The sequence below is a fragment of the Saccharopolyspora sp. NPDC000995 genome (assembly GCF_053599315.1).
Genome location: NZ_JBSFLZ010000087.1, coordinates 1 through 18,432, shown reverse-complemented (window position 1 = coordinate 18,432; position 18,432 = coordinate 1). Strand labels below are relative to the sequence as shown.

The window sequence follows — 18,432 nt, the reverse complement described above, 5'->3', positions numbered from 1 at the left end:
CCACTTCACAACGTCGGCTCCCCCTGACGGCCGACCGTGGCGGCGAGGCCCGCCGCCACCGTAAGTCCATCTGCCCGGCGCAGCACCAGGATCATGCGCTAGCCGGTCGTTCGGGCTCGGGTATCGATCGCGTCGGCGACCAGGTTCCGCACGGTTGTCTCGGCGGATCCGACGGATTCGGCCACCCGTCGGGTGAGTCCCCAGCGGCACGAGCAGTCCGCGGGTTCGCACCCGACGACCAGGACGCGGCCCAGCGGTACGCCAAAGCCCTTGCAGCAGGCGAGGACCGCATCCGGGTTCATGCTGTGGCTGTCCACGCCGGCGGCGGGTTCGATCGCTGCCAGGTCCGGTTCGATGACCGAGACGGTTCCGGGTTCCTCGCCGCGTGCCACCGCGTCAACGAGGATCAGTTGGTCGTACCCGTTCATGAGTTCGTACGCCAGGTGCATGCCGCGGATTCCGAAATCCGCGACCCGAGTGCCCTCTGGTGGTTCGCAGGCCAGCCGGTCGGCGACCGCGACGCCGAATCCGTCATCGCCGAGGAACACGTTTCCCACGCCTGCGATCAGGATCCGCGGCCTCGTCATCGACGGCCGTCCGGGTAGCGCATGGTGCCGTGCAACCGGGAGAGCTGCTCCGCGGAGAGCCGCTCCGCGCGGTCGATGATCTCCGCGGCCTTGGGATCGGTTTCCCGGGCCTCGCGCTTCTCGTCGTCGGTGAGCGTCATCGTGCGCAGCGTGAGGATTTCGTCGATCTCCGTGGCATCGAAGAGATTTCCCGGGCTCTGCGGAGCGATCGCCGGGTAGTCGTAGAGGATGATCGGCGCCGACAGCACCACGTCTCGTCGCCCCTGCTCCCCGACGAGCACCGGCCAGGTGTGCTCGTTGCGGCACGCTTGCGCGGCCTCGCGAACGCCTTCGGGTGGATCCAGCAACGAGATGAAATGCCCACCGCGGACCGCAAGCACGGTGTGCGCCGAAACCAGCGAGCTTCGCAGCATGCCGTCGCGCGTCGCGTGCGAACTGGGGTTCCGCTGCGTCCGGTTCTCGACCACGACCGCCAGGCGTTGCAAGCCTCCCCCGATCGAGGTCGTGCGGATGCCGATCGTCCCGCGCAGGGGCAGCCAGCGTTCGCGCTCGTTCTCGCCGCCCGGCAGTTCGAACGGGATATCCGCTGCGACGTCGTGTCGATCGAGTTCGACCGTCGAAACGATCTCGCGCAGGCATCCTTCGTCCCAATCGGGTTCAGCCTTGCGAGTGCGCAATTGCAGGCAGCGCACCAGCACTTCGAGTTGCGCGCCAGGCTGCGCAACGAGCAAGCACTCCGTGCGGGCGAACGAGGGTTCGGATTCCTCGCCGCGCGGTGCCAGCACGCCGAACTGCCAGCGCATCCGGTTCTTCAACGCCGAAGCCCGGTACGGGTACAGCAGATATCCTTCGAACAGAACGGCGTCGGCCACCGCGCGTGCGTCGTCTAGGCTCACTGGTCCACTCCGTCGGTCGGGAATTCGGAACTGGACCGGAGTGTCAACCGAGATGGGCGGCGAAGCACCTCCGGAGCACTACGACCGCTTCATGAGTCCCATCGTCGCGCGCCTGCCGAGCTCGCCGTCGATCCAGTGCCACACGCCGTCGGGGTTGCCGTCGGCGATCGTTTCCGGCAGGAGGGCGGCGGGGACTCCTTGGTAGGCCACCGGGCGCAGGAACCGCTCGATCGCGCGCGCCCACCGAGGTGGTGCGGGATTCCGAGGTCGCTGGAAACGATCCACGGTGTACCATCGCGTGCCCCCCTGGACACCCGTCGGCCACGGGGCGTAAACATTCCGGGTGCCGTGCGCCTTGCCGGTCAGCTGGCCTTCCAGCACCTCGGCCACCGCCCGGCCTGCTCGGCCTCGCGGCAGCGGACCACCAGCGAGAACGCACCGAGAACTCCTTGCTGCAGCGCGACATCACGTTGTACGAGTTGGTCACCCGCGACCAGATCGAACGGTTGTCGGGCGGCTCGCTGGACCTCGGGCTCGCGCGTCCACCGATCGCGCGTACCGAGCTGGCGTCGCGCAAGTTCCGCGCGGAGCCCCTGCTGGCGGCGCTGCCGGAGGGGCATCCGCTCGCTGGCGGTTCGCAGCCCCTGGAACTAGCGGAATTCCACGGTGCCGACCTGGTGATGTACTCGCCGACGGAATCGAGGTACTTCCACGAACTGCTCGTCACCACCTTCGGCAACGCCGACGTGCAGCCGACCTACGTGCAGTACGTCAGCCAGATCCACACCGCCCTGGCGCTGGTCCAGGTCGGCCTCGGCAGCGCCCTGGTCCGCGACCGCGGCCCGGTTGCACCTCGAGAGCGTGACCTTCCGCTCGCTCCGTCTGCCCGAACCGGATCCGGTGGAACTGCACCTGGTTTGGCGCCACGCGAACGACAATCCAGCCCTGCACGCGCTTCTAGAACTGCTCTGACCGATGGGAGCGCTCAGTCATTTGTCTTCGCACCCAACGGTTCCGGCTCCCGGCGCCGCGACCGGAATGAACCTCTGCAGGAGCGTGTGCCGCGCCTTGAAGCCGCTGAACCTGGTCTGGATCGAGATCCGCGCATGACTTGCGCCGAGCGCCAACGGATCAGCGCGGCCGGAAGGAGCTCGCGGTCGTTCCGCTTTGCTTGCGGAACATGACGGAGAAGGCGGCCGGGGTGTCGTACGCGAGCGCCGCCGCGACCTGCGTGACGGTCCTGCCGGCGGAGAGCAGCCGGATGGCGTGGACGACGCAAGCGCGCTGTCGCCACTGCTGGAAGCTGAGCCCGGTTTCGGCGCGGAACACCCTGTTGAACGTTCGCGCGCTGATGCCCAGGCCGGCGGCCCATTCGGCCGGTGCCTCCCGGATGTTCGGCGCGGCCTGGAACGCCTCGCACAGGTTCCGGAGATCTGCTCGGGCGGGCAGGGGCAGGTCGAACGGAAGCGGCACCAGGTTCCGGATCTCGTGAAGGATCAGCTCCACCAGCGCACCGTCGCGGCCGTGCCTGTCGTATTCGGGTGGCACGTCCACCGCGGCGAGCAGGAGTTCGCGCAGCAGCGGTGAGACGTCGACGACCTGGCAACGCGGCGGAAACCACGGCACCGCGCACGGCTCGAGGTAGAGGCTCCGGGTGCTGACGTCGTCCATCAGCACTTGGTGGTCGGTGCCCGGCGGGATGAGCACTGCTCTGCGGGGCGGGGCCGTCCAGCTGCCGTCGGCCGTCTCGACCTGCATGGTCCCGGTCGCCCCGTAGAGGAGCTGCGCGCGGCGATGCCGGTGGAAAGCCAGCAGGTGCCGGGGCGGGTAGTCGGTCCCGATCGCCAGGACGGCGCGGTCGACCCAGTCCACCTCGTCCACCGGCACGTTCCGCATCGCACCACGCTAACCGAAGCTCTGGCGCGAACTCGAATGAAGGTGGCGTGGTATCGATAGTGCGCCAGCCGGTGGCGGGCCTACCGTGGCCGTGTGCTCGTCTCCTTCCTCGTGCTGCTCGGATTCGGATGCCTGACCGGCGTGACCACGGTCCTGTTCGGATTCGGCGGCGGCTTCATCATCGTCCCGGTCGTGTTCGCGGTCGTAACCGCCACGACCGGTGCCGACGCGATGCACACCGCCGTGGCGACCTCGACCGCGGTGATGATCGTAAACGCATCATCCGCGACCATCGTCCAGGCCCGGTCCGGTCGCCTGCACGGAGAGCAACTCCACCCGCTGATCGTATTCATCGCCCTCGGCGCGGTGGTCGGAGCGGTAGCAGCGAACTGGGCACCCGACTCCGTCTTGCACGTCTTGTTCATCGCCTACCTCGCGATCACCATCGTCGACAGCGTCGCCCGAAGCGGATTCCTCGACAACGCCCGGCGCCAGGCTCCGGGCGGGAAACCGCTCGGCAAGGTCGCCTCGACCGTCGGTGGACTGGGGATCGGGGCGGTCGCCAGTTTCCTCGGCGTCGGCGGGAGCGTTATGACGGTGCCGCTGCTCCGGCGCAGGGGACTGCCCATGGCCGACGCTGCCGCGATGGCCAACCCGCTCAGCATCCCCGTAGCGGTCGCGGGAACCGCCGTGTACGCCCTCGCCACGTCGGCCGCCGCCTACCCCGGTCAGCTCGGCCACGTCAACTTCGTCGTCGCGGTGGCCCTACTCTGCGGCTCACTACCGACGATCGCCCTCGCCAAACGAGTCGTCGGGAAGATCCCCGACCGCATCCACGCGATCGCCTACCTTGTCCTGCTGCTGATCGTTCTCATCGCGATGATCGCGACTGCGCTCCGCTGAACCGCGACCGGGTGCGAGGTGCGGAGTGCCCGTTTGGGGCCACAGTTCCAATGAAGCCGAAGGACCACGGCTCGTGCCCCGATTCAACCGCCCCGCCCGGATGTCGGCGCACTCCGCCGGCCGTCACGCGGAACACCTGCGGTACTCCCGCCGCGTCCGCCCGAATCGAACGACGTCGTCGTCGGTAACAAGACCGCGCCATCGCCGACGTCAACCAGATCAAACCCGCGGAATCGACCTACTAATGAACTTCTTAGTAACAGCTCAGCAACATCCATACTGCGTATGGCCAAACCCGCCGCTCACACCACCCGTGACCAGTGTTTTCCCAGGTGCGCCAAGTCGCGTAGAAAAGGCCACTTTTGGCGGGTCCGCGCTGGGACCGGTCGTGACCTGCACGGATACGGGTAGGGACACCAAGTGTGCCCCACGAAATGACCCACAGGTTGCCCGCCGCCTGCACCGGTACGGCATCGGCGACCGTCTTTAGCTGTTGGGCACGGTCCCCGATCGCCTCGCCGGTCATCCTTGCGCGTGGTAGGTCGCCTTCTCACTGATCATCAAACGAAGGTGCTCCATCCCGGCCGCGAGTTGGCTGACCTCGTTGGACACGGCGCCGATCTGTGCGTGTAGTTCCTGAGCGCTGGATGTGTCACCGAGGATGCTCGCAACCTGTTGCTGCAAACTTTGTAGCTCGCCCTGTAGCTGCTGGGCTCCACCGACCGAAACCTGCTCCGACAAACCTTGTAACTGCTGTGCCTGCTCGGCAATGGACATGCGGACTCCTGTTAGTTCGGTGGTTGGCGACCGGTCAGGGAGCACCGTCAGGCGCGGGGGGTGCTCCCTGACCGGTATGGGGCGCGACGACTGGGGGACACGTCGCGCCGGGATGGAAACCGGTCAGACGGGCAGGATTCGGGGACTATCGCCGCCCGTCTGACCGGCGCTTGAGGAAGTGCACCCGCTCGCCGCGCAGTCGTGCGCCAGGCCGTACTCGCGCAGGTTCTCCTCGATGCACACCCGGCACGCTCGGGCGCAACGCGGGCGGTTCGGCGAACCGATCGTCATCCCACACAAGGTCGTGTTGGAACCGCGCCGACGTTCGTGCGCCGTGCCTTCGTGGTCAGTCCACGTGTCAGAGACGACCACCGTCGATCCGGGGAAAAGATCAACCGCCATGCCCGTAGCGTCTCGGGATCATCGCGCTGTGTGCAGGGCATTCGCTTGGGCATCTTGGAGCAGATCGGAGCACGTGCCACGATCGGCTTCGTGGTCCGCACCCCGAACGACCGGCTCCGCGCCGCCCGAGAATCGACACCATCGCCCCGCACACCCGGTGCTGGCCTGTCCCGCGCCGAACTGGCCGAGCAGGTAAACGACTGGCTCGCCAAACACATCGAGCGTGCGGGAGCGCTGGACGCGAACTACCTCGCCAAGATCGAACGGGGCGCTGTGCGCTACCCCGGCCATGAGTACCGTGCGGCGTTCCGCGCAGTGCTCGCAGCCTCCACCGACGAGGAGATCGGGTTCATTCCGCCCGGGCGTGGCGGCTTGGCCCTGAGATCGCCACAGCCCGCCGATCCCGGCCCGTCGGGCTTGGTGATACCGGGAGCGGACCACGAAGCGCCTGCGACCTCCGCCTTTCTCGATGAGATGCGCGGGACCATCTCGCATATGGTGGCCCTCGATGGTGTGCACGGTGGCGCGGAAGTCGCCCCGATCGCGCTCCGGTGCTTCCGACGGGCGCACCGCATTCTCGGTGAAGGCCGATACGCTCCGGCGATCGAGCGGGATCTCGAAGCGGTCACGGCCGAACTCGGCGAGCTGTCCGGGTGGCTGCTATTCGACGCCGAACGCCACGACGAGGCACGGGCCGTCAACGCCGAAGCGCTCAACCTCGCCCACATCGCGGGCGACGCGAGCATGGAATGGTTCATCCTCACAAACCAGGCGCTCGCCAGCGTGCACAACGGGCGCGACCGTGAAGTGCTCCGGATCTCCCAGCGGATGAGCGACCGCGACGAATTACCGGGCAGAGTGCGGGCGCTGTTCGACGTGCGCGCTGCCCGTGCCCTCGCCTCGCTCGGCGACGAGCACGAGGCGTTGCACGTCTTCGACCGCGCCCGGTCAGCGTTCGCCGACGGCACCACCAACCGTGACCCTGTGTGGTCGTGGTGGTTCGACGAACGCGAATTCGCCGGGCACGAAGGCATGGTGTACGCCGCGCTCGGCAACCACGAGAAGGCTCTCCCACGCCTGGCGGCCGCCGTCGAACGCTCCGAGGGACGCGAGCACTTCCGGTGGGCGCTCTACATCCACCGGGCGAACCTGCTGCGGGCGTACCTGCGGGCGGGCACGTGGTCCGAGGCCGAACGAGTCGCCGCCGACATAGCGCCGATGGTCGGCGAGGTCGCCTCGGCACGAACCGAGGGAATCCTCCGCCGCACGGTCGCACAGCCAGAGCAGCGTCCGGCGTTGCCGTCCACGGTCGGCGACGCGCTCGACCACATCGCCTGCCGGATCTCGTAACAGCTCGACGCCCGTTCCGGCCCGTGGGGCAAACCGTGATCAACGGCGTGGGGCAAATGTGGGCTCGAAACCGTCACGCAACGCACTAACAGCAGCTCAGCAACATCTATACTGCGTATGACCAAACCGCCGGTCACACCACCTGTGACCAGCATTTCCCAGGTCGGCGCGCCAAGCCGCGTAGAAAAGGGCACCTCCTGCCAAGCAAGCTGGCGAAAGGTGCCCTTCACGCGTCCAGTTCTATCGAAGCCATCGCTGACCTGCGGAGCAACTCCGTGACCACCGGAGTTATCAGCCATCCGCGAATCACCGATATCTCCGTCGCTTATGCCTGCACTGAGGTGATCTCAATAAGAAATGGTGCCGTATGGCAAGAACGGTGACACCGTTACTGAAGCTTACTCAGTTGGGGCGTGCAATTCCGGTGTGGTCAGAACGTATAGAAGCTGGGGCCATTGACGGTGCGCACGTTCGCGCCCACGCGCCCATCGTAGGCGAGAGAGCCGATGTACTTGCCGGTGTTCGCAACCTTAACGTCAACTCGTTCAGCATGGGTGCCGCCATACTTGAACGACTGGCAGGTCCCACGCCTGACGACGAAAGTCGAGAACCCGCCACGCTCGGTAAATGTCGCGAAAGAGTCGAAGTTGCCCCCGGAGCACAACTTAAAGACTCCAGGCGTGGCGGCCTGGGCGATGCCAGCCTGCCCGATGACAAGAGCGGCACCGAGCGCGCTAGAGATAGCCACCCCGCGAACGACCGAACGGAAAGATGACTTCATCATGTTCTCCTTTGGGTTGTAACGTCAAGACGATTGAAGCAGAGCTCCTGAGAGCCGGACAAGAATACCAACGCGAAGAGGCTATTCGTCCCTCGGAAGCTGCCCTATCGACCATGAATGGCCGACTGGGACGAGAGGCGTAACCGTCGTCGGCCGAACTGCCCTCGGTAACAAGACGCAACGGTTCTATGCTGCCGCAAATACCCAGGTCGAACGCCCCCGCGCTGGGGCTGGATCAATTCTCCCGGTGCTGGTCAGGGCGCAGAGGCGTACCTGGCGTTCGTTCGAAGGACGCGTAGCGCTCAATGGGGGCGACCACCAATCCAGTCCACAAGATGACCACGATGTTGTGGCCGGACGAGATCCGCGAAGCGGAACTCTTGCTGCTCTCCGATGTCGGCCAGGTGGATCGCGCGCTCCATGACGCAGTTTTGGCCCAGATGCTGGTCGACACGTTATCGGCCGACGCATTCGCTCCTCCACTTGCCGGAAATGAGTACCGCGACAAGCTTTCGGAGCGGGATTGACGCCAGGCTCGCCAGCGGATCGCAGTGCCGTCTCCACGGGGAGGTGAGACCGCCTTCCGGTACCTGGCGGAGGCGCTTCAGGCATGCGTCGCCTGGGTCAAGGCCCGTCGGAGCCGAATCGACTAACACCAACAAGCCCGGAGCAAGATCTTGATCAGCCGAGAAGCCCAGTTCCTCCAGATAACTCTTGGTCGCGCGACGATCCACGGTGGGTTGGATCGGCAACTTCCAACGGGCTTTCGCCACGCCCTGGTCTGCGGGAACGCGGGTAACGGCCCGCTGACCTCTTTCCCCACCGCTGGCGGATGCCCACATATTTTGGGGTCATGCACAGGGTGGCCGAATGTGCGGCAGGCGCCTGCTCGACCCCCTGACCGGTAGAGCTCTCACCACGCGCGCACCATGATCGATTCGATTACCCCCTGACGCGCGGGCCGTTGCTCTGTGTGACTTGCTGTTCTCGTGATACGCAGCGTGCATGTCTACGAAGATCGGCTGCAAAACGTTGCCGCTGACGGCTGCCCAGACGGGTGTGTGGTTCGCCCAGGAGTTCGATCCGGGCAACCCCATCTACCGAGCCGCGGAGGCGCTGGAGATCGACGGCCCGGTGGATGTCGCGTTGCTCGAGGTCGCGTTGCGCCAGGCCGTTGACGAGGCGGAAGCCTTGCGGGCCCGATTCGGTGACGACGGCCGCGGGCGGATTTGGCAGGCTATCGAACCGTTGCCGGACTGGAAGCTACCTGTGGTCGATCTGCGCGGGGCCGCCGATCCAGTTGTGGCCGCCGAGGAGTGGATGTGGGCCGATCTTGGCAGGCCGACGGACCTCCGCCGCTCGCCGCTGTTCTCGTTCGCCTTGCTGCGGACAGGGCAGCAGCGGTTCACCGTCTACCTCGGACTGCACCACATCATCTTGGACGGCTTCGGCTTCTCGCTTTTCATCCAGCGGGTCGCGGAGCTCTACACGGCGGCCGAGGAGAGGCGTCCCGCTCCGCCGTGCCCGTTCGGCTCCCTGGCGCAGATCCTGGCCGATGAGGCCGAGTACGAGGCATCCGAACGCTTCGCCCGCGATCAGCAGTACTGGGCGGAACAACTGGCCGACTGGCCTGCGTCGCGCGGGTCGTACCGCCCGTCGTCGATCGTGCCGCACACCTTCCTCCGCGATACCGGTTATGTGACCCCGGCGGACACCGAAGCGCTGCGAGCGCTGGCGCGGCAGGCGCGCACGAGCCTGCCATCGGTCGCAATGTCCGCACTGGCGCTGTACGTGCATCGGTTGGGGGGAAACGACGAGGTCACGCTGGACCTGACAGTGAACGGCCGGGCGGGCAGCGCCGCGCGCGGCGTGCCGTCGATGGTGGCCAACGTCCTGCCGCTGCGCACCCGGATGACGCCGTCGACCACCGTGGCGGAGTTGGTGCGCACCACCGCGAACAGCGCGAAGAACCTGCTGCGCCACCAGCGCTACTCCTCGACGCACCTGGTGCGCGATCTGGGGATCGCCCATTACCGCGGCGAATACCTCGGGGACTGGGGCATCAACGTCATGACCCACGACGTCCAGCTCCGGTTCGGCCGCCACCCCGTAGTGCTGCGCAACCTCTCCAACGGCCCGGTGACCGGCCTCGGCGTCAACGTCTACGACAGGCCCGCCGATGGATCACTGCGGATCGACTTCAACGCGGATCCGGCCAAGTACGACGCGGCGACCACGGCGGCGCACCACCGCCGTTTCCTCGCGCTGTTGCACACCCTGGCGACCGCAGACCCCGAGCAGCAGGTGGGCACGACCGAAATGCTGTCCGCGGATGAGCGCGAACTGGTTCTGAACACCTGGAACGACACCAGGCAGAAGACGCCTGCCACGACGTTGCCGGAACTGTTCGAGGCCCGAGTCCGCGCGGTGCCCGATGCCACCGCGCTGGTCTGCGGCTCGACGACGTTGTCCGCCGCCGAACTCAACACCCGAGCCAATCGCCTGGCGCACCTGCTGATCGCACGTGGCGCCGGTCCGGAAACGCGCATCGCGCTGGCGTTGCCGCGCACTGCCGACTACATCGTCGCGGTGCTGGCGGTGCTCAAGGCTGGCGCGGCTTGCGTGCCGCTGGACGCGAGCCATCCACCCGCCCGCATCGCGGCGCTGCTCGCGGACAGCCGGCCGCTGCATGTGCTCACCACCGCGACAACCAGCGCGGATCTTCCGGTCGAGCAGCCACTGCTGGTGCTCGACGACGTCGGTATCGACCGGCAGCCCGGCACCGATCCCATCGGCACCCACCGGCCGGACCACGCGGCTTACGTCAGCTTCACCTCCGGCTCGACGGGCAGGCCGAAGGGAGTGGTCGTCGAGCACCGCCACCTCGCCAACCTCTTCCACGACCACCAGCGCGAGTTGATCGACCCGGCGGGGCGGCGACTGCGTGCGGCGGTGACCGCGTCGTTCTCGTTCGACACCGCATGGGAGGGCTTGCTGTTCCTGGCCGCGGGGCAGGAAGTCCACCTCGTCGAGGATGCCGTGCGCCTCGACCCGGGCGCACTCGTGCGCTACTTCTCCCAGCACCGGATCGACTTCGCGGACCTCACCCCGTCCTTCCTCCGGCTCCTGTTGGCCGAGGGCCTGCTGTCCGGGCCGGAGAAGTTCCCGTGGCTGCTGATGGTCGGTGGCGAAGCGATCGATCCCGCGTTGTGGTCGACGCTGCGCGACCACCCCGGTATCGAGGCCTGGAACTACTACGGGCCTACGGAGTCCACGGTGGATGCTGTGTACTGCCGGATCGAGGGCGATCGGCCGGTCATCGGCCGCCCTGGGCACAACGTCCGGGCCTATGTCCTCGACCGGGCGATGCGACCCCAGCCTCCGCTCGTGCCCGGTGAGCTGTACCTGGCCGGTGACCAGGTCGCCCGCGAGTACCTCGACCAGGAGGCGCTGACCGCGCAGAGCTTCCTGCCCGATCCGTTCGGGCCGCCCGGCGGGCGCATGTACCGCACCGGCGACGTGGCCCGGTGGAGGGAGAACGGAGTGCTGGAGTACCTCGGCCGCACCGACGAGCAGGTCAAGATCCGAGGCGTCCGCATCGAGCCGCGCGAGATCGAGGCGGTGCTAACCGCGCATCCACGAGCCGCCGAGGCAGTGGTGACGACGACCACGCCCGCTGAGCCCGAGCTGATCGCTTACGTGGTTCCGGGGCCAGGGCCGGTCGACGCGGCGGAACTCCGTTCGTGGACGGCGAAACGACTGCCCACTTCGATGGTGCCTGCATCGTTCGTGCTGCTAGACGAGCTGCCCCTGACGGTACACGGCAAGCTCGACCGCTCGGCCTTGCCTGCCGCCGGAAGCCGCGCCGGTCGTGCCGCCCGCACACCTCGCGAAGAACAGCTGTGCGCCCTGTTCGCCGAGGTGCTCGGCGTTGGCGAAGTCACCATCGACGACGATTTCTTCCAGCTGGGCGGGCAATCGCTGCTCGCTGCCGAACTCGTCACCCGCCTCCGCGCTGACCTGGGCGGCGAGGTTCCCCTCGGCGTCGTCTACGAGGCTCCGACCGTGGCTGACCTGGTGCGCGTGCTGGAGCGCGAAACGGCGTCGAACGCCTTCGAGGCGCTGCTTCCGCTGCGTGCCAGCGGTTCTCGGCCGCCGCTGTTCTGCGTGCATCCGGTGGGTGGCCTGAGCTGGTGCTACGCCGGCCTGCCGCGCCACCTGCCCGAGGATGTACCGGTCTACGGCGTGCAGTCCAGCGGTTTGACCCGGCCCGACGAGCTGCCTTCGTCGTTCCGCGAGATGATCGACGGCTACGTGTGCGATATCCGCTCGGTGCAACAGACCGGGCCCTACCATCTGCTGGGGTGGTCGCTCGGCGGCGCATTGGCGCACGCGATCGCCACCCGCTTGCAGGCCGACGGTGAGCGCGTGGCGTTGCTCGCCCTGCTCGATGCCAGGCCGGTCGACCCGTTGGCACAGCGAGCTGCGCCCAAGCGCGAGGACATCCGGTCGTTGTTGCTTCAGGCGGCGGGCCTGCCGCCTGAAGCCGAGGCGCATCCTGCCTTGGGGGAGAAGCACCTCACGGCGCTCACCACGGTTCTCGTCAACGCCGCCGCGCTGCTGCCGACCTACACCGAGTCCGTCTTCGACGGGGATCTGTTGTACTTCCGCGCGACGCAGGCCCACCACGTCGCGGATGGTGGCGAGTGGCTGTCGCGGATCACGGGTCAGGTGATCTCCCACGACATCGCGTGCACCCATCACACCATCACACAGGCGGAACCGACGGCCGTCATCGGAAGGCTGATCGCAGACCACCTGCAATGGCAGACGGCGGCCGCTGCCACGTCGCCGTATCGGGCGCGAAGTCAGTCGCTGAAGCTCCGCAGGTAGTTCCTGCTCTCCCGCGCCGCGCGATTGGTGCTCGGCGCGGTGAACAAGGCGCTGGTCCCGATCGGTCTGAAGGTGCGAGATCGAGGAGCGCGGCCTGGTCGCGCGCACCCCGGATCCGGCGGATCGGCGCAACAGGCGGATCGCCGTCACTGATGAGGGGCACCGCGCGCGACGAGGCGAAGCCGCTGGTCGACAGGGTCACAGCCGCTACTTCGAAGGGCTGCCCGAAGAGGCCGTAGTCCAGCTGCGTGACCCCCGATGCGGATCGTCTTCCCGCAGGTGCGGGCCAGCCTTCGCTGCGGTGGTTACTCGACCCGCGCGACCTGGGTTCGCTCGCCGTCCTCGGGCAGGCGGACGTCTTCGACGGTGACGTTCACCTCGACGACCTCGAGACCGGTCATGTGTTGGACGGCCTTGATGACGTTGCGGCGCACCAGCCGCGCCACCTCTACCTGCGCGACCCCGTACTCAGCGGTGATCGCCAAGTCGATTGCGGTCTGCCTTTCGCCGACCTCGACGGCCACCCCGGTGGTCTGCGAGGCACTGGCACCAGGAATCCGTTCCCGCAACGCCCCGAACGCCCGCGCCATTCCGGCACCGAGCGCGGCGACACCGGCGACTTCGAGAGTGGCGACCGAGGCGATCTTCTGCACCACCAGCGCCCCGACAGTGGTACGTCCCATCGAGGGCTGCACGACCTCGCCGGTCGATGCCGGTTTGCTGGGCGTGGTGGTCCAACTCGGCTCAGCGCTCGCGGCTTCCTGCCCCTGGCGCCCAGTTTCCTTCTCGGCCACCGCGACCGCCTCCCCGCCAGCTCGTACACATCTCGACAACGCGGGACGCACAGGTCCCAGTCGTCCTGCCAGTGTCGATCCGCGTTGCGCAGACCGCTACTTCGCGCATGAGCACAAGGTGGCGTCGGGATTCAGGTGTTGCGCGGGCTTCGCTTGTCCGCGGCCGGTGAAAAGGCTCCGGCACGCCTTCCCGCAGTGGATCCTTGGCGCCCGCTGACGGATCCCGCTCGGTGACTGAGACCCGGGCCTTGGCGGAAAGCATGCCAACGCCGAACGTGTCGCCGTTGAACCAGCGTGCTGCCGCAGTCGTGCCCGGTCGTGAGACGCAACACCGGAGAAGGAGCTGTGCATGCGCAAAGGCCTGTTCGCACGAGGACGTGCTTGGCCGGAAAGTCGGCAGTCCGGGCGCGAGCGAGGTCGAACAGCTCCGCCGGGTCCGGACAGAGGGTTCGGTAGGCCAGCTCCTTGCCCGCCCGCACGCCTATCGGGAAGTGCCCGGCGCCGCGCGCCAGCTGGACCCGGAGACAACTGCCCGCTGTGGGGCACCGCGTCAGCCGCCGTTCGCGGTCAGCGATCGGATGCCTCCCATGAACTCGCGCAGGCAGCGCGTGGCCAGTGCCGTCGGCGAGCCCGGTCCCTCGGTCGTCGCCTCCGCCTGCGCCCACGCTTCGAGCGAGATGCGGATGGCATCGGTCACGGCCGCGGCGATCAGGCGTACCTCCACGGAGTCGGCCTCGGCCCCGGTCAGCGCCGCGAGCACCGGTCGCAGCTTCTCCTCGGATTCCTGGTTGACGACGTACCAGACGGCTCGCAGCGCCGGGTCGTGAGCCGCGACCCGCAGCAGCCCGTGTGTCCACCGGAGCCTTTCGCGCGCTTCCTTGTCAGGTGTGGAGAGGGCCTGCTCGATCGCGGATTCCAGGGCGGTGGGCAGATCAGCGCAGGGTTCGGCGTCGGCCAGCAGGGCGCGCCAGCGGTCCGCGCCGCCCGAGAGCAGTGGGGTGACGGAGTCTTGCTTGGTGCGGAAGTAGCGGTAGAAGGTGCGGGGCGCGACGCCTGCTCGCTGGGCGATCTCCTCCGCAGTGGTTCCTTCCAGCCCGCGCTCGGCGAACAGCTCGGCGGCGGCGCGTGCGATGTCGAGCTGGGTGGCCGCCTTACGGCGCTCGGTCAGTGAGAGGGCCTGAGGTGACTGAGCGTGGCGCACCGGTCAACCTTACGTCGTGCGCCAGTCTGACGCGAATTGTGCATATGGCACACTGTGCCACTATTCATGCACGCGGCACCACGAGGTCGATGGAGACATGGAGCGAGGAAATGAACCGCTACGAAGGCCGACGCGTGCTCATCACCGGTGCTGGCTCGGGCATCGGTCAGGCGACCGTGCTCCGCGTGCTCGAAGAAGGCGGCAACGTCGTCGCGGCTGACATCAGCGAGGCCGGCTTGGCGGACACCATCCAGAAAGCCGGCGCCGCCACTGACCGCGGCGCCGACACTGACCGGCTCACCACGCTCGTGCTCGACATCTCCGACGAAGCGTCTGTCAGGGATGCCGTCGCCTCCGCCATCTCAGTGCTTGGTGGCCTCGATGTTCTGGTCAACGCGGCCGGGATCCTGCGTTCTGCGCACAGCCACGAGATGAGCCTCACCGACTTCAGCGAGATCATCTCGGTCAACCTGACCGGCACCTTCCTGATGATCCGCGAAGCCATTCCGGCTTTGCTGGAGGGAAACGGCGCTGCCGTGGTCAACTTCAGCTCGACCTCGGCGGCCTTCGCGCACCCCTACATGGCGGCTTACGCGGCGAGCAAGGGCGGCATCCAGTCCATGACGCACGCCCTCGCAAGCGAGTACGGCAAGCGGGGCATCCGCTTCACCGCCGTGCAGCCCGCCTCCATCTCGTCGGGCATGACCGATGGCAGCGGTGCCAGCCGGGCAAGCGTTGGCCCGGGCCTTCCCGCCGACGCCGACATGTCCCTCTTCGCGAAGCTGAGCCCGGCCATCGGCGTTGGCTACGCCGGCCCGGAAACCGTCGCGTCGGTCGTCGCCATGCTCGCCTCCGACGACGGCAAGTTCATCACCGGCACCGAGGTCCGCATCGACGGCGGGACCCACTTCTGATGTCCCTCGCGGACGACGCGTTGCGCGGTCGCACAGCCGTCATCACCGGCGCCTCCGCCTGACAGGCAGCCGGCGGAGCTCTTGCGGGCGTGGCAGCCGCGCACGGACATGATCGTCAACGAGACAAACCCAGACCTGCGCACCATGTGAGGTCCTACCCTGGTTCAGGCCACCTATAGTCCACAGTGGTGGCTACTGCCGCGCACTGTCCGCACCGCCCAACCCGCATTGGGAATTGCGCTGTTGTGACCACTGCGGGACCAACGGCCCTATGCTGCCGTTCCCAGTGAGGTGCACGCTCGTGCGCGGGTCCACGACGAGTGCGCGCGCGACCATTGCCTGAGGTCCGCAACAGCCTTGGCATCGATACCCGTTTCGCGGGGGCAACGGTCGAGCTGGGACCGCCGGAAAGGCGCCGTCCCGGCCACGGAGAGGGCATGATGACTCGTTCGACTCGAGACCGCAGGACTGGGCGGAAGATCTTTCCGCGTTTCCGCTGGGGTGGGCTCGCTTGTGGTGCAATGGCTTTGGTCGCGGTCGCGTGCTCGCCCGGCGAATACCCGGACGGTGTCGGGAGCGGACTGCCACCGCCACCGACCACGGCCCCACCTGTCACGGACGAGGTCATCGCGCTCCAGGCCCGTGAGGTGCCGAAGCTGGGCACCGTGCTTGCCGGGCCCAGCGGTCGCTGTTTGTACCTGTTCAGCAACGACCGGGATGCGCGGCCGACCTGCGTCGGCGGGTGCACCGCGGCCTGGCCGCCGCTCACGACGACCGGTCCGCCCACTGCCGGTGCAGGCGTGAACCCCGCTCTGCTCGGCGTCGCCACGCGTCCGGACGGCCGCGCCCAGGTCGTCTACAACGGACATCCGCTGTACTACTACGAAGGTGACGACGTTCCGGGCGAAGCCAACGGTGACACCGTGAACTCCAATGGCGGCACCTGGTACGCGGTCTCGCCCGCTGGGAACAAGATCGAGCGCAACGGCGGCTAGTCGGACGGTCGCACCGACCACCGAACCTGCGCATCGCCCTTCGAACCTGTCCCTCAGTGCCAGAGGCCGTCACCGAGTTCCTGTCCTGGTTGTGCAGGCTGGTTGGCGGCCCGCTGTTGGCCACGCAGAGCGCTCGGCTCATGACCGCCGACGGGTCGCGTTGCCGATCTCGGTGCTCCGCAGAACAGCGCGAGGCAGAAGAACAAGCCCGATCCCGCCAGGGACAAGAACAGTCCCTGGGCGTACCAGGTTTCGGCCGCGGAGTCCGACGGGGTTCCGCCGATCCACGTCAACGCCATCAAACGGACGTTGCACCACATGGCCAACCCGAACAGCGCGGCGAATGCGCCCCAGATCGGCAGCCGCATGAGCCATTTCTTGCGGTGTGATCGATCCATGCCGCGTGATCCTGTCACCGCTTCGGCTCGTCACAAGTTGCTCAACCCGTTAGGGCGACACTCGCCCGACGTAAGCATCCGGGTGCTTGCGCCGTTCGACCCGGCGGCGGACCACGATACCGGCGGTGGCGCACCTCGAACGCGGCGGTGGGGGGCCTGTGAGGTGGCGCAATGGCGCCGAGCTTTCGCAGTACCCTGGCCGCGTGCCGCTTGGCCGTGCGCGGGCGAGAGGAACAGGATTTCGGCGATCTCGCGCGTGCGACCGCACGTGAACAGCCGGGCCGGCTCTTCCTCGCGGGGTGACAGCTCGTCGCCGTAACCGCGGTGGCCTCGGCGGGAAGGCTTCACGCCTTCGCTGGCTCGCCCTGGGACAGCAGGTCCCCGCCAGACCCGCGCAGCCGGCGATCGTGACCGGACTGATCGCCTCGTCCGGAGCGAACGCGCCGGTCTCCGTGAGGTGGCTGGTTGCGGTCGCCCACTCACCGCGGACGACCCCAGCACTGGCGATGCAGATGCGGTAGTGGGGGATTCCTGGCGCGAAGCGCAATGCGGCTCCCTCTCCTGGTCCGGAGAGGGAGCCGCATCGAGGCTCAGCCGGGGTTCCGATCAGTCGGGTCGGCGAAGAGCGGAAGGCTCAGAGCGGGCGCACGCCGCTGGCCTGCGGGCCCTTCGCGCCCTGGGTGACCTCGTACTCCACCGCCTGGTTCTCATCAAGGCTGCGGAACCCGTTGGTGTCGATGGAGGAGTAGTGGACGAAAACGTCCGGGCCACCGTCGTTCGGGGCGATGAAGCCGAAGCCCTTTTCCGCGTTGAACCACTTCACGGTTCCCTGTGCCACGCTGTTTTCTCCTTCTTCGAGTGCTGGATTACGGAACACCACACCGCGTGGCGAACCGGGCCTTCAGATGGCGGTTTTCTCCAGATCGATTGAAGACAACAACACATCCGCACAAGATCCTGCGAACATGCGGGAACACGTACCCAGAAACTAACGACCGCTGGTGAGCCTAGCACGACCTGTGACACCGAGGTCCAGCGATCACATCGCGGGCCCGTCGTGGCCGATGCCGGTGCGCGGTGCGGAGCGACGCCGTCCGCTCGACCTGTGAATCCACATCGGATCGTGGCCGCTGCCGTCCTCGTGGAACGAGGCGCTGAGGTCCTCGCCGATGGCGAGGTTCAGCGGTTGCTAGCGTTGTTCGGCAAGCGGGGCACCGGGAGCCGGTGCGGTTCTGACGAGCAAGCATGCTTCATGTGAATTGATAGATTCAGTGTCGACTGAAACTTGATCCGCGTAGATCGAAACCGGTCGTCGCCACGGCCAGGCGCTGCTAGCTTGGCGCCGTGGATCTCTTCTCGAGCTCTTGGGCGGCCTTGCGCGCGGCCGTCGCCGAACTCCGGGACCAGGACTTCGAGCGGCCGTCCGGCTGCACCGGCTGGCTCGTGCGGGACCTGGTTTGCCATCTGATCATCGACGCCCAGGACGTCCTGATCACCCTTGTGACCCCCATCGACGCGGAACCGACCCGGAACGCGGTCACCTACTGGAACGATCCTGGTGGTTAATTGGTTTAGGCTGCCAGGCTGAGTTCGAGGCGGGCGAGGTGGCTGGTGCGGGTCCGGTCGAGCGGGTGGCTGTTCCACC

17 protein-coding genes and 2 pseudogenes are annotated in these 18,432 nt (G+C 67.3%); 8 read left to right on the top strand and 11 right to left on the bottom strand.

Annotated features, from left to right (window positions below):
* Positions 1–98 precede the first annotated feature (98 nt).
* From ACWDKQ_RS24600 to ACWDKQ_RS24590, 3 genes are all read right to left on the bottom strand, one after another.
* Positions 99–587: a hydrogenase maturation protease gene (locus ACWDKQ_RS24600; protein WP_450141112.1), complete on the bottom strand. Its 489-nt coding sequence runs from the start codon at positions 585–587 to the stop codon at positions 99–101.
* Entirely contained in the window at positions 584–1,483 is a 900-nt protein-coding gene (locus tag ACWDKQ_RS24595) for a hypothetical protein (protein ID WP_450141111.1), read from the bottom strand. The genes ACWDKQ_RS24600 and ACWDKQ_RS24595 overlap by 4 nt, the downstream gene beginning before the upstream one ends.
* 78 nt (positions 1,484–1,561) lie before the next feature.
* A complete protein-coding gene (locus ACWDKQ_RS24590; RefSeq protein WP_450141110.1) occupies positions 1,562–1,873 on the bottom strand; it encodes a hypothetical protein in 312 nt (103 codons plus the stop codon).
* Between the two features lie 59 nt (positions 1,874–1,932).
* Here ACWDKQ_RS24590 and ACWDKQ_RS24585 point away from each other — a divergent pair, with 59 nt between their 5' ends.
* Entirely contained in the window at positions 1,933–2,667 is a 735-nt protein-coding gene (locus ACWDKQ_RS24585) for a LysR substrate-binding domain-containing protein (protein WP_450141109.1), read from the top strand.
* Here ACWDKQ_RS24585 and ACWDKQ_RS24580 read toward each other — a convergent pair.
* The gene (locus ACWDKQ_RS24580; protein WP_450141108.1) at positions 2,615–3,379 is read right to left on the bottom strand and encodes an AraC family transcriptional regulator; all 765 of its coding nucleotides are present in this window, start codon (positions 3,377–3,379) and stop codon (positions 2,615–2,617) included. The two genes, ACWDKQ_RS24585 and ACWDKQ_RS24580, sit on opposite strands and share 53 nt — an antisense overlap.
* Positions 3,380–3,472: 93 nt before the next feature.
* On the opposite strand from ACWDKQ_RS24580, the gene ACWDKQ_RS24575 reads away from it, so the two are divergent.
* Positions 3,473–4,282 (top strand): sulfite exporter TauE/SafE family protein, encoded by an 810-nt coding sequence (locus ACWDKQ_RS24575; RefSeq protein WP_450141107.1) that lies wholly within the window; start codon positions 3,473–3,475, stop codon positions 4,280–4,282.
* A gap of 522 nt (positions 4,283–4,804) precedes the next feature.
* On the opposite strand, the gene ACWDKQ_RS24570 is transcribed toward ACWDKQ_RS24575, so the two are convergent.
* Complete coding sequence (locus ACWDKQ_RS24570; RefSeq protein WP_450141106.1) at positions 4,805–5,059, bottom strand: hypothetical protein; 255 nt, start codon at positions 5,057–5,059, stop codon at positions 4,805–4,807.
* Positions 5,060–5,506: 447 nt separating this feature from the next.
* Here ACWDKQ_RS24570 and ACWDKQ_RS24565 point away from each other — a divergent pair, with 447 nt between their 5' ends.
* Positions 5,507–6,811, top strand: coding sequence for a hypothetical protein (locus tag ACWDKQ_RS24565; RefSeq protein ID WP_450141105.1), 1,305 nt, complete (start codon positions 5,507–5,509; stop codon positions 6,809–6,811).
* Positions 6,812–7,241: 430 nt separating this feature from the next.
* On the opposite strand, the gene ACWDKQ_RS24560 is transcribed toward ACWDKQ_RS24565, so the two are convergent.
* Positions 7,242–7,592, bottom strand: a complete 351-nt coding sequence (locus tag ACWDKQ_RS24560; protein ID WP_450141104.1) for a hypothetical protein — start codon at positions 7,590–7,592, stop codon at positions 7,242–7,244.
* Between the two features lie 335 nt (positions 7,593–7,927).
* Here ACWDKQ_RS24560 and ACWDKQ_RS24555 point away from each other — a divergent pair, with 335 nt between their 5' ends.
* Together ACWDKQ_RS24555 and ACWDKQ_RS24550 are read left to right on the top strand one after the other, a co-directional pair.
* Positions 7,928–8,119 (top strand): hypothetical protein, encoded by a 192-nt coding sequence (locus ACWDKQ_RS24555; protein ID WP_450141103.1) that lies wholly within the window; start codon positions 7,928–7,930, stop codon positions 8,117–8,119.
* A 478-nt stretch (positions 8,120–8,597) separates the two neighbouring features.
* Positions 8,598–12,485 carry an amino acid adenylation domain-containing protein gene (locus tag ACWDKQ_RS24550; protein WP_450141102.1) on the top strand — a complete coding sequence of 1,296 codons (3,888 nt, stop codon included), beginning with the start codon at positions 8,598–8,600 and terminating at the stop codon, positions 12,483–12,485.
* A gap of 305 nt (positions 12,486–12,790) precedes the next feature.
* Here the strand turns inward: ACWDKQ_RS24550 and ACWDKQ_RS24545 are convergent, their stop codons facing one another.
* Positions 12,791–13,279, bottom strand: coding sequence for an Asp23/Gls24 family envelope stress response protein (locus tag ACWDKQ_RS24545; RefSeq protein WP_450141101.1), 489 nt, complete (start codon positions 13,277–13,279; stop codon positions 12,791–12,793).
* A 550-nt stretch (positions 13,280–13,829) separates the two neighbouring features.
* Positions 13,830–14,480: a TetR/AcrR family transcriptional regulator gene (locus ACWDKQ_RS24540; protein ID WP_450141100.1), complete on the bottom strand. Its 651-nt coding sequence runs from the start codon at positions 14,478–14,480 to the stop codon at positions 13,830–13,832.
* A 110-nt stretch (positions 14,481–14,590) separates the two neighbouring features.
* On the opposite strand from ACWDKQ_RS24540, the gene ACWDKQ_RS24535 reads away from it, so the two are divergent.
* Complete coding sequence (locus tag ACWDKQ_RS24535) at positions 14,591–15,394, top strand: SDR family NAD(P)-dependent oxidoreductase (protein ID WP_450141130.1); 804 nt, start codon at positions 14,591–14,593, stop codon at positions 15,392–15,394.
* 521 nt (positions 15,395–15,915) lie between these two features.
* Positions 15,916–16,389 carry a COG4315 family predicted lipoprotein gene (locus tag ACWDKQ_RS24530; RefSeq protein WP_450141099.1) on the top strand — a complete coding sequence of 158 codons (474 nt, stop codon included), beginning with the start codon at positions 15,916–15,918 and terminating at the stop codon, positions 16,387–16,389.
* Between the two features lie 53 nt (positions 16,390–16,442).
* On the opposite strand, the gene ACWDKQ_RS24525 is transcribed toward ACWDKQ_RS24530, so the two are convergent.
* From ACWDKQ_RS24525 to ACWDKQ_RS24515, 3 genes and pseudogenes are all read right to left on the bottom strand, one after another.
* On the bottom strand, positions 16,443–16,787 hold the full coding sequence (locus tag ACWDKQ_RS24525) for a hypothetical protein (protein WP_450141098.1): 345 nt from the start codon (positions 16,785–16,787) through the stop codon (positions 16,443–16,445).
* A 176-nt stretch (positions 16,788–16,963) separates the two neighbouring features.
* A pseudogene (locus ACWDKQ_RS24520) lies at positions 16,964–17,129 on the bottom strand (helix-turn-helix domain-containing protein); the annotation flags it as partial.
* A gap of 292 nt (positions 17,130–17,421) precedes the next feature.
* On the bottom strand, positions 17,422–17,625 hold the full coding sequence (locus tag ACWDKQ_RS24515) for a cold-shock protein (protein ID WP_010696509.1): 204 nt from the start codon (positions 17,623–17,625) through the stop codon (positions 17,422–17,424).
* A 506-nt stretch (positions 17,626–18,131) separates the two neighbouring features.
* Here ACWDKQ_RS24515 and ACWDKQ_RS24510 point away from each other — a divergent pair.
* A pseudogene (locus ACWDKQ_RS24510) lies at positions 18,132–18,335 on the top strand (maleylpyruvate isomerase N-terminal domain-containing protein); the annotation flags it as partial.
* Positions 18,336–18,432 lie beyond the last annotated feature (97 nt).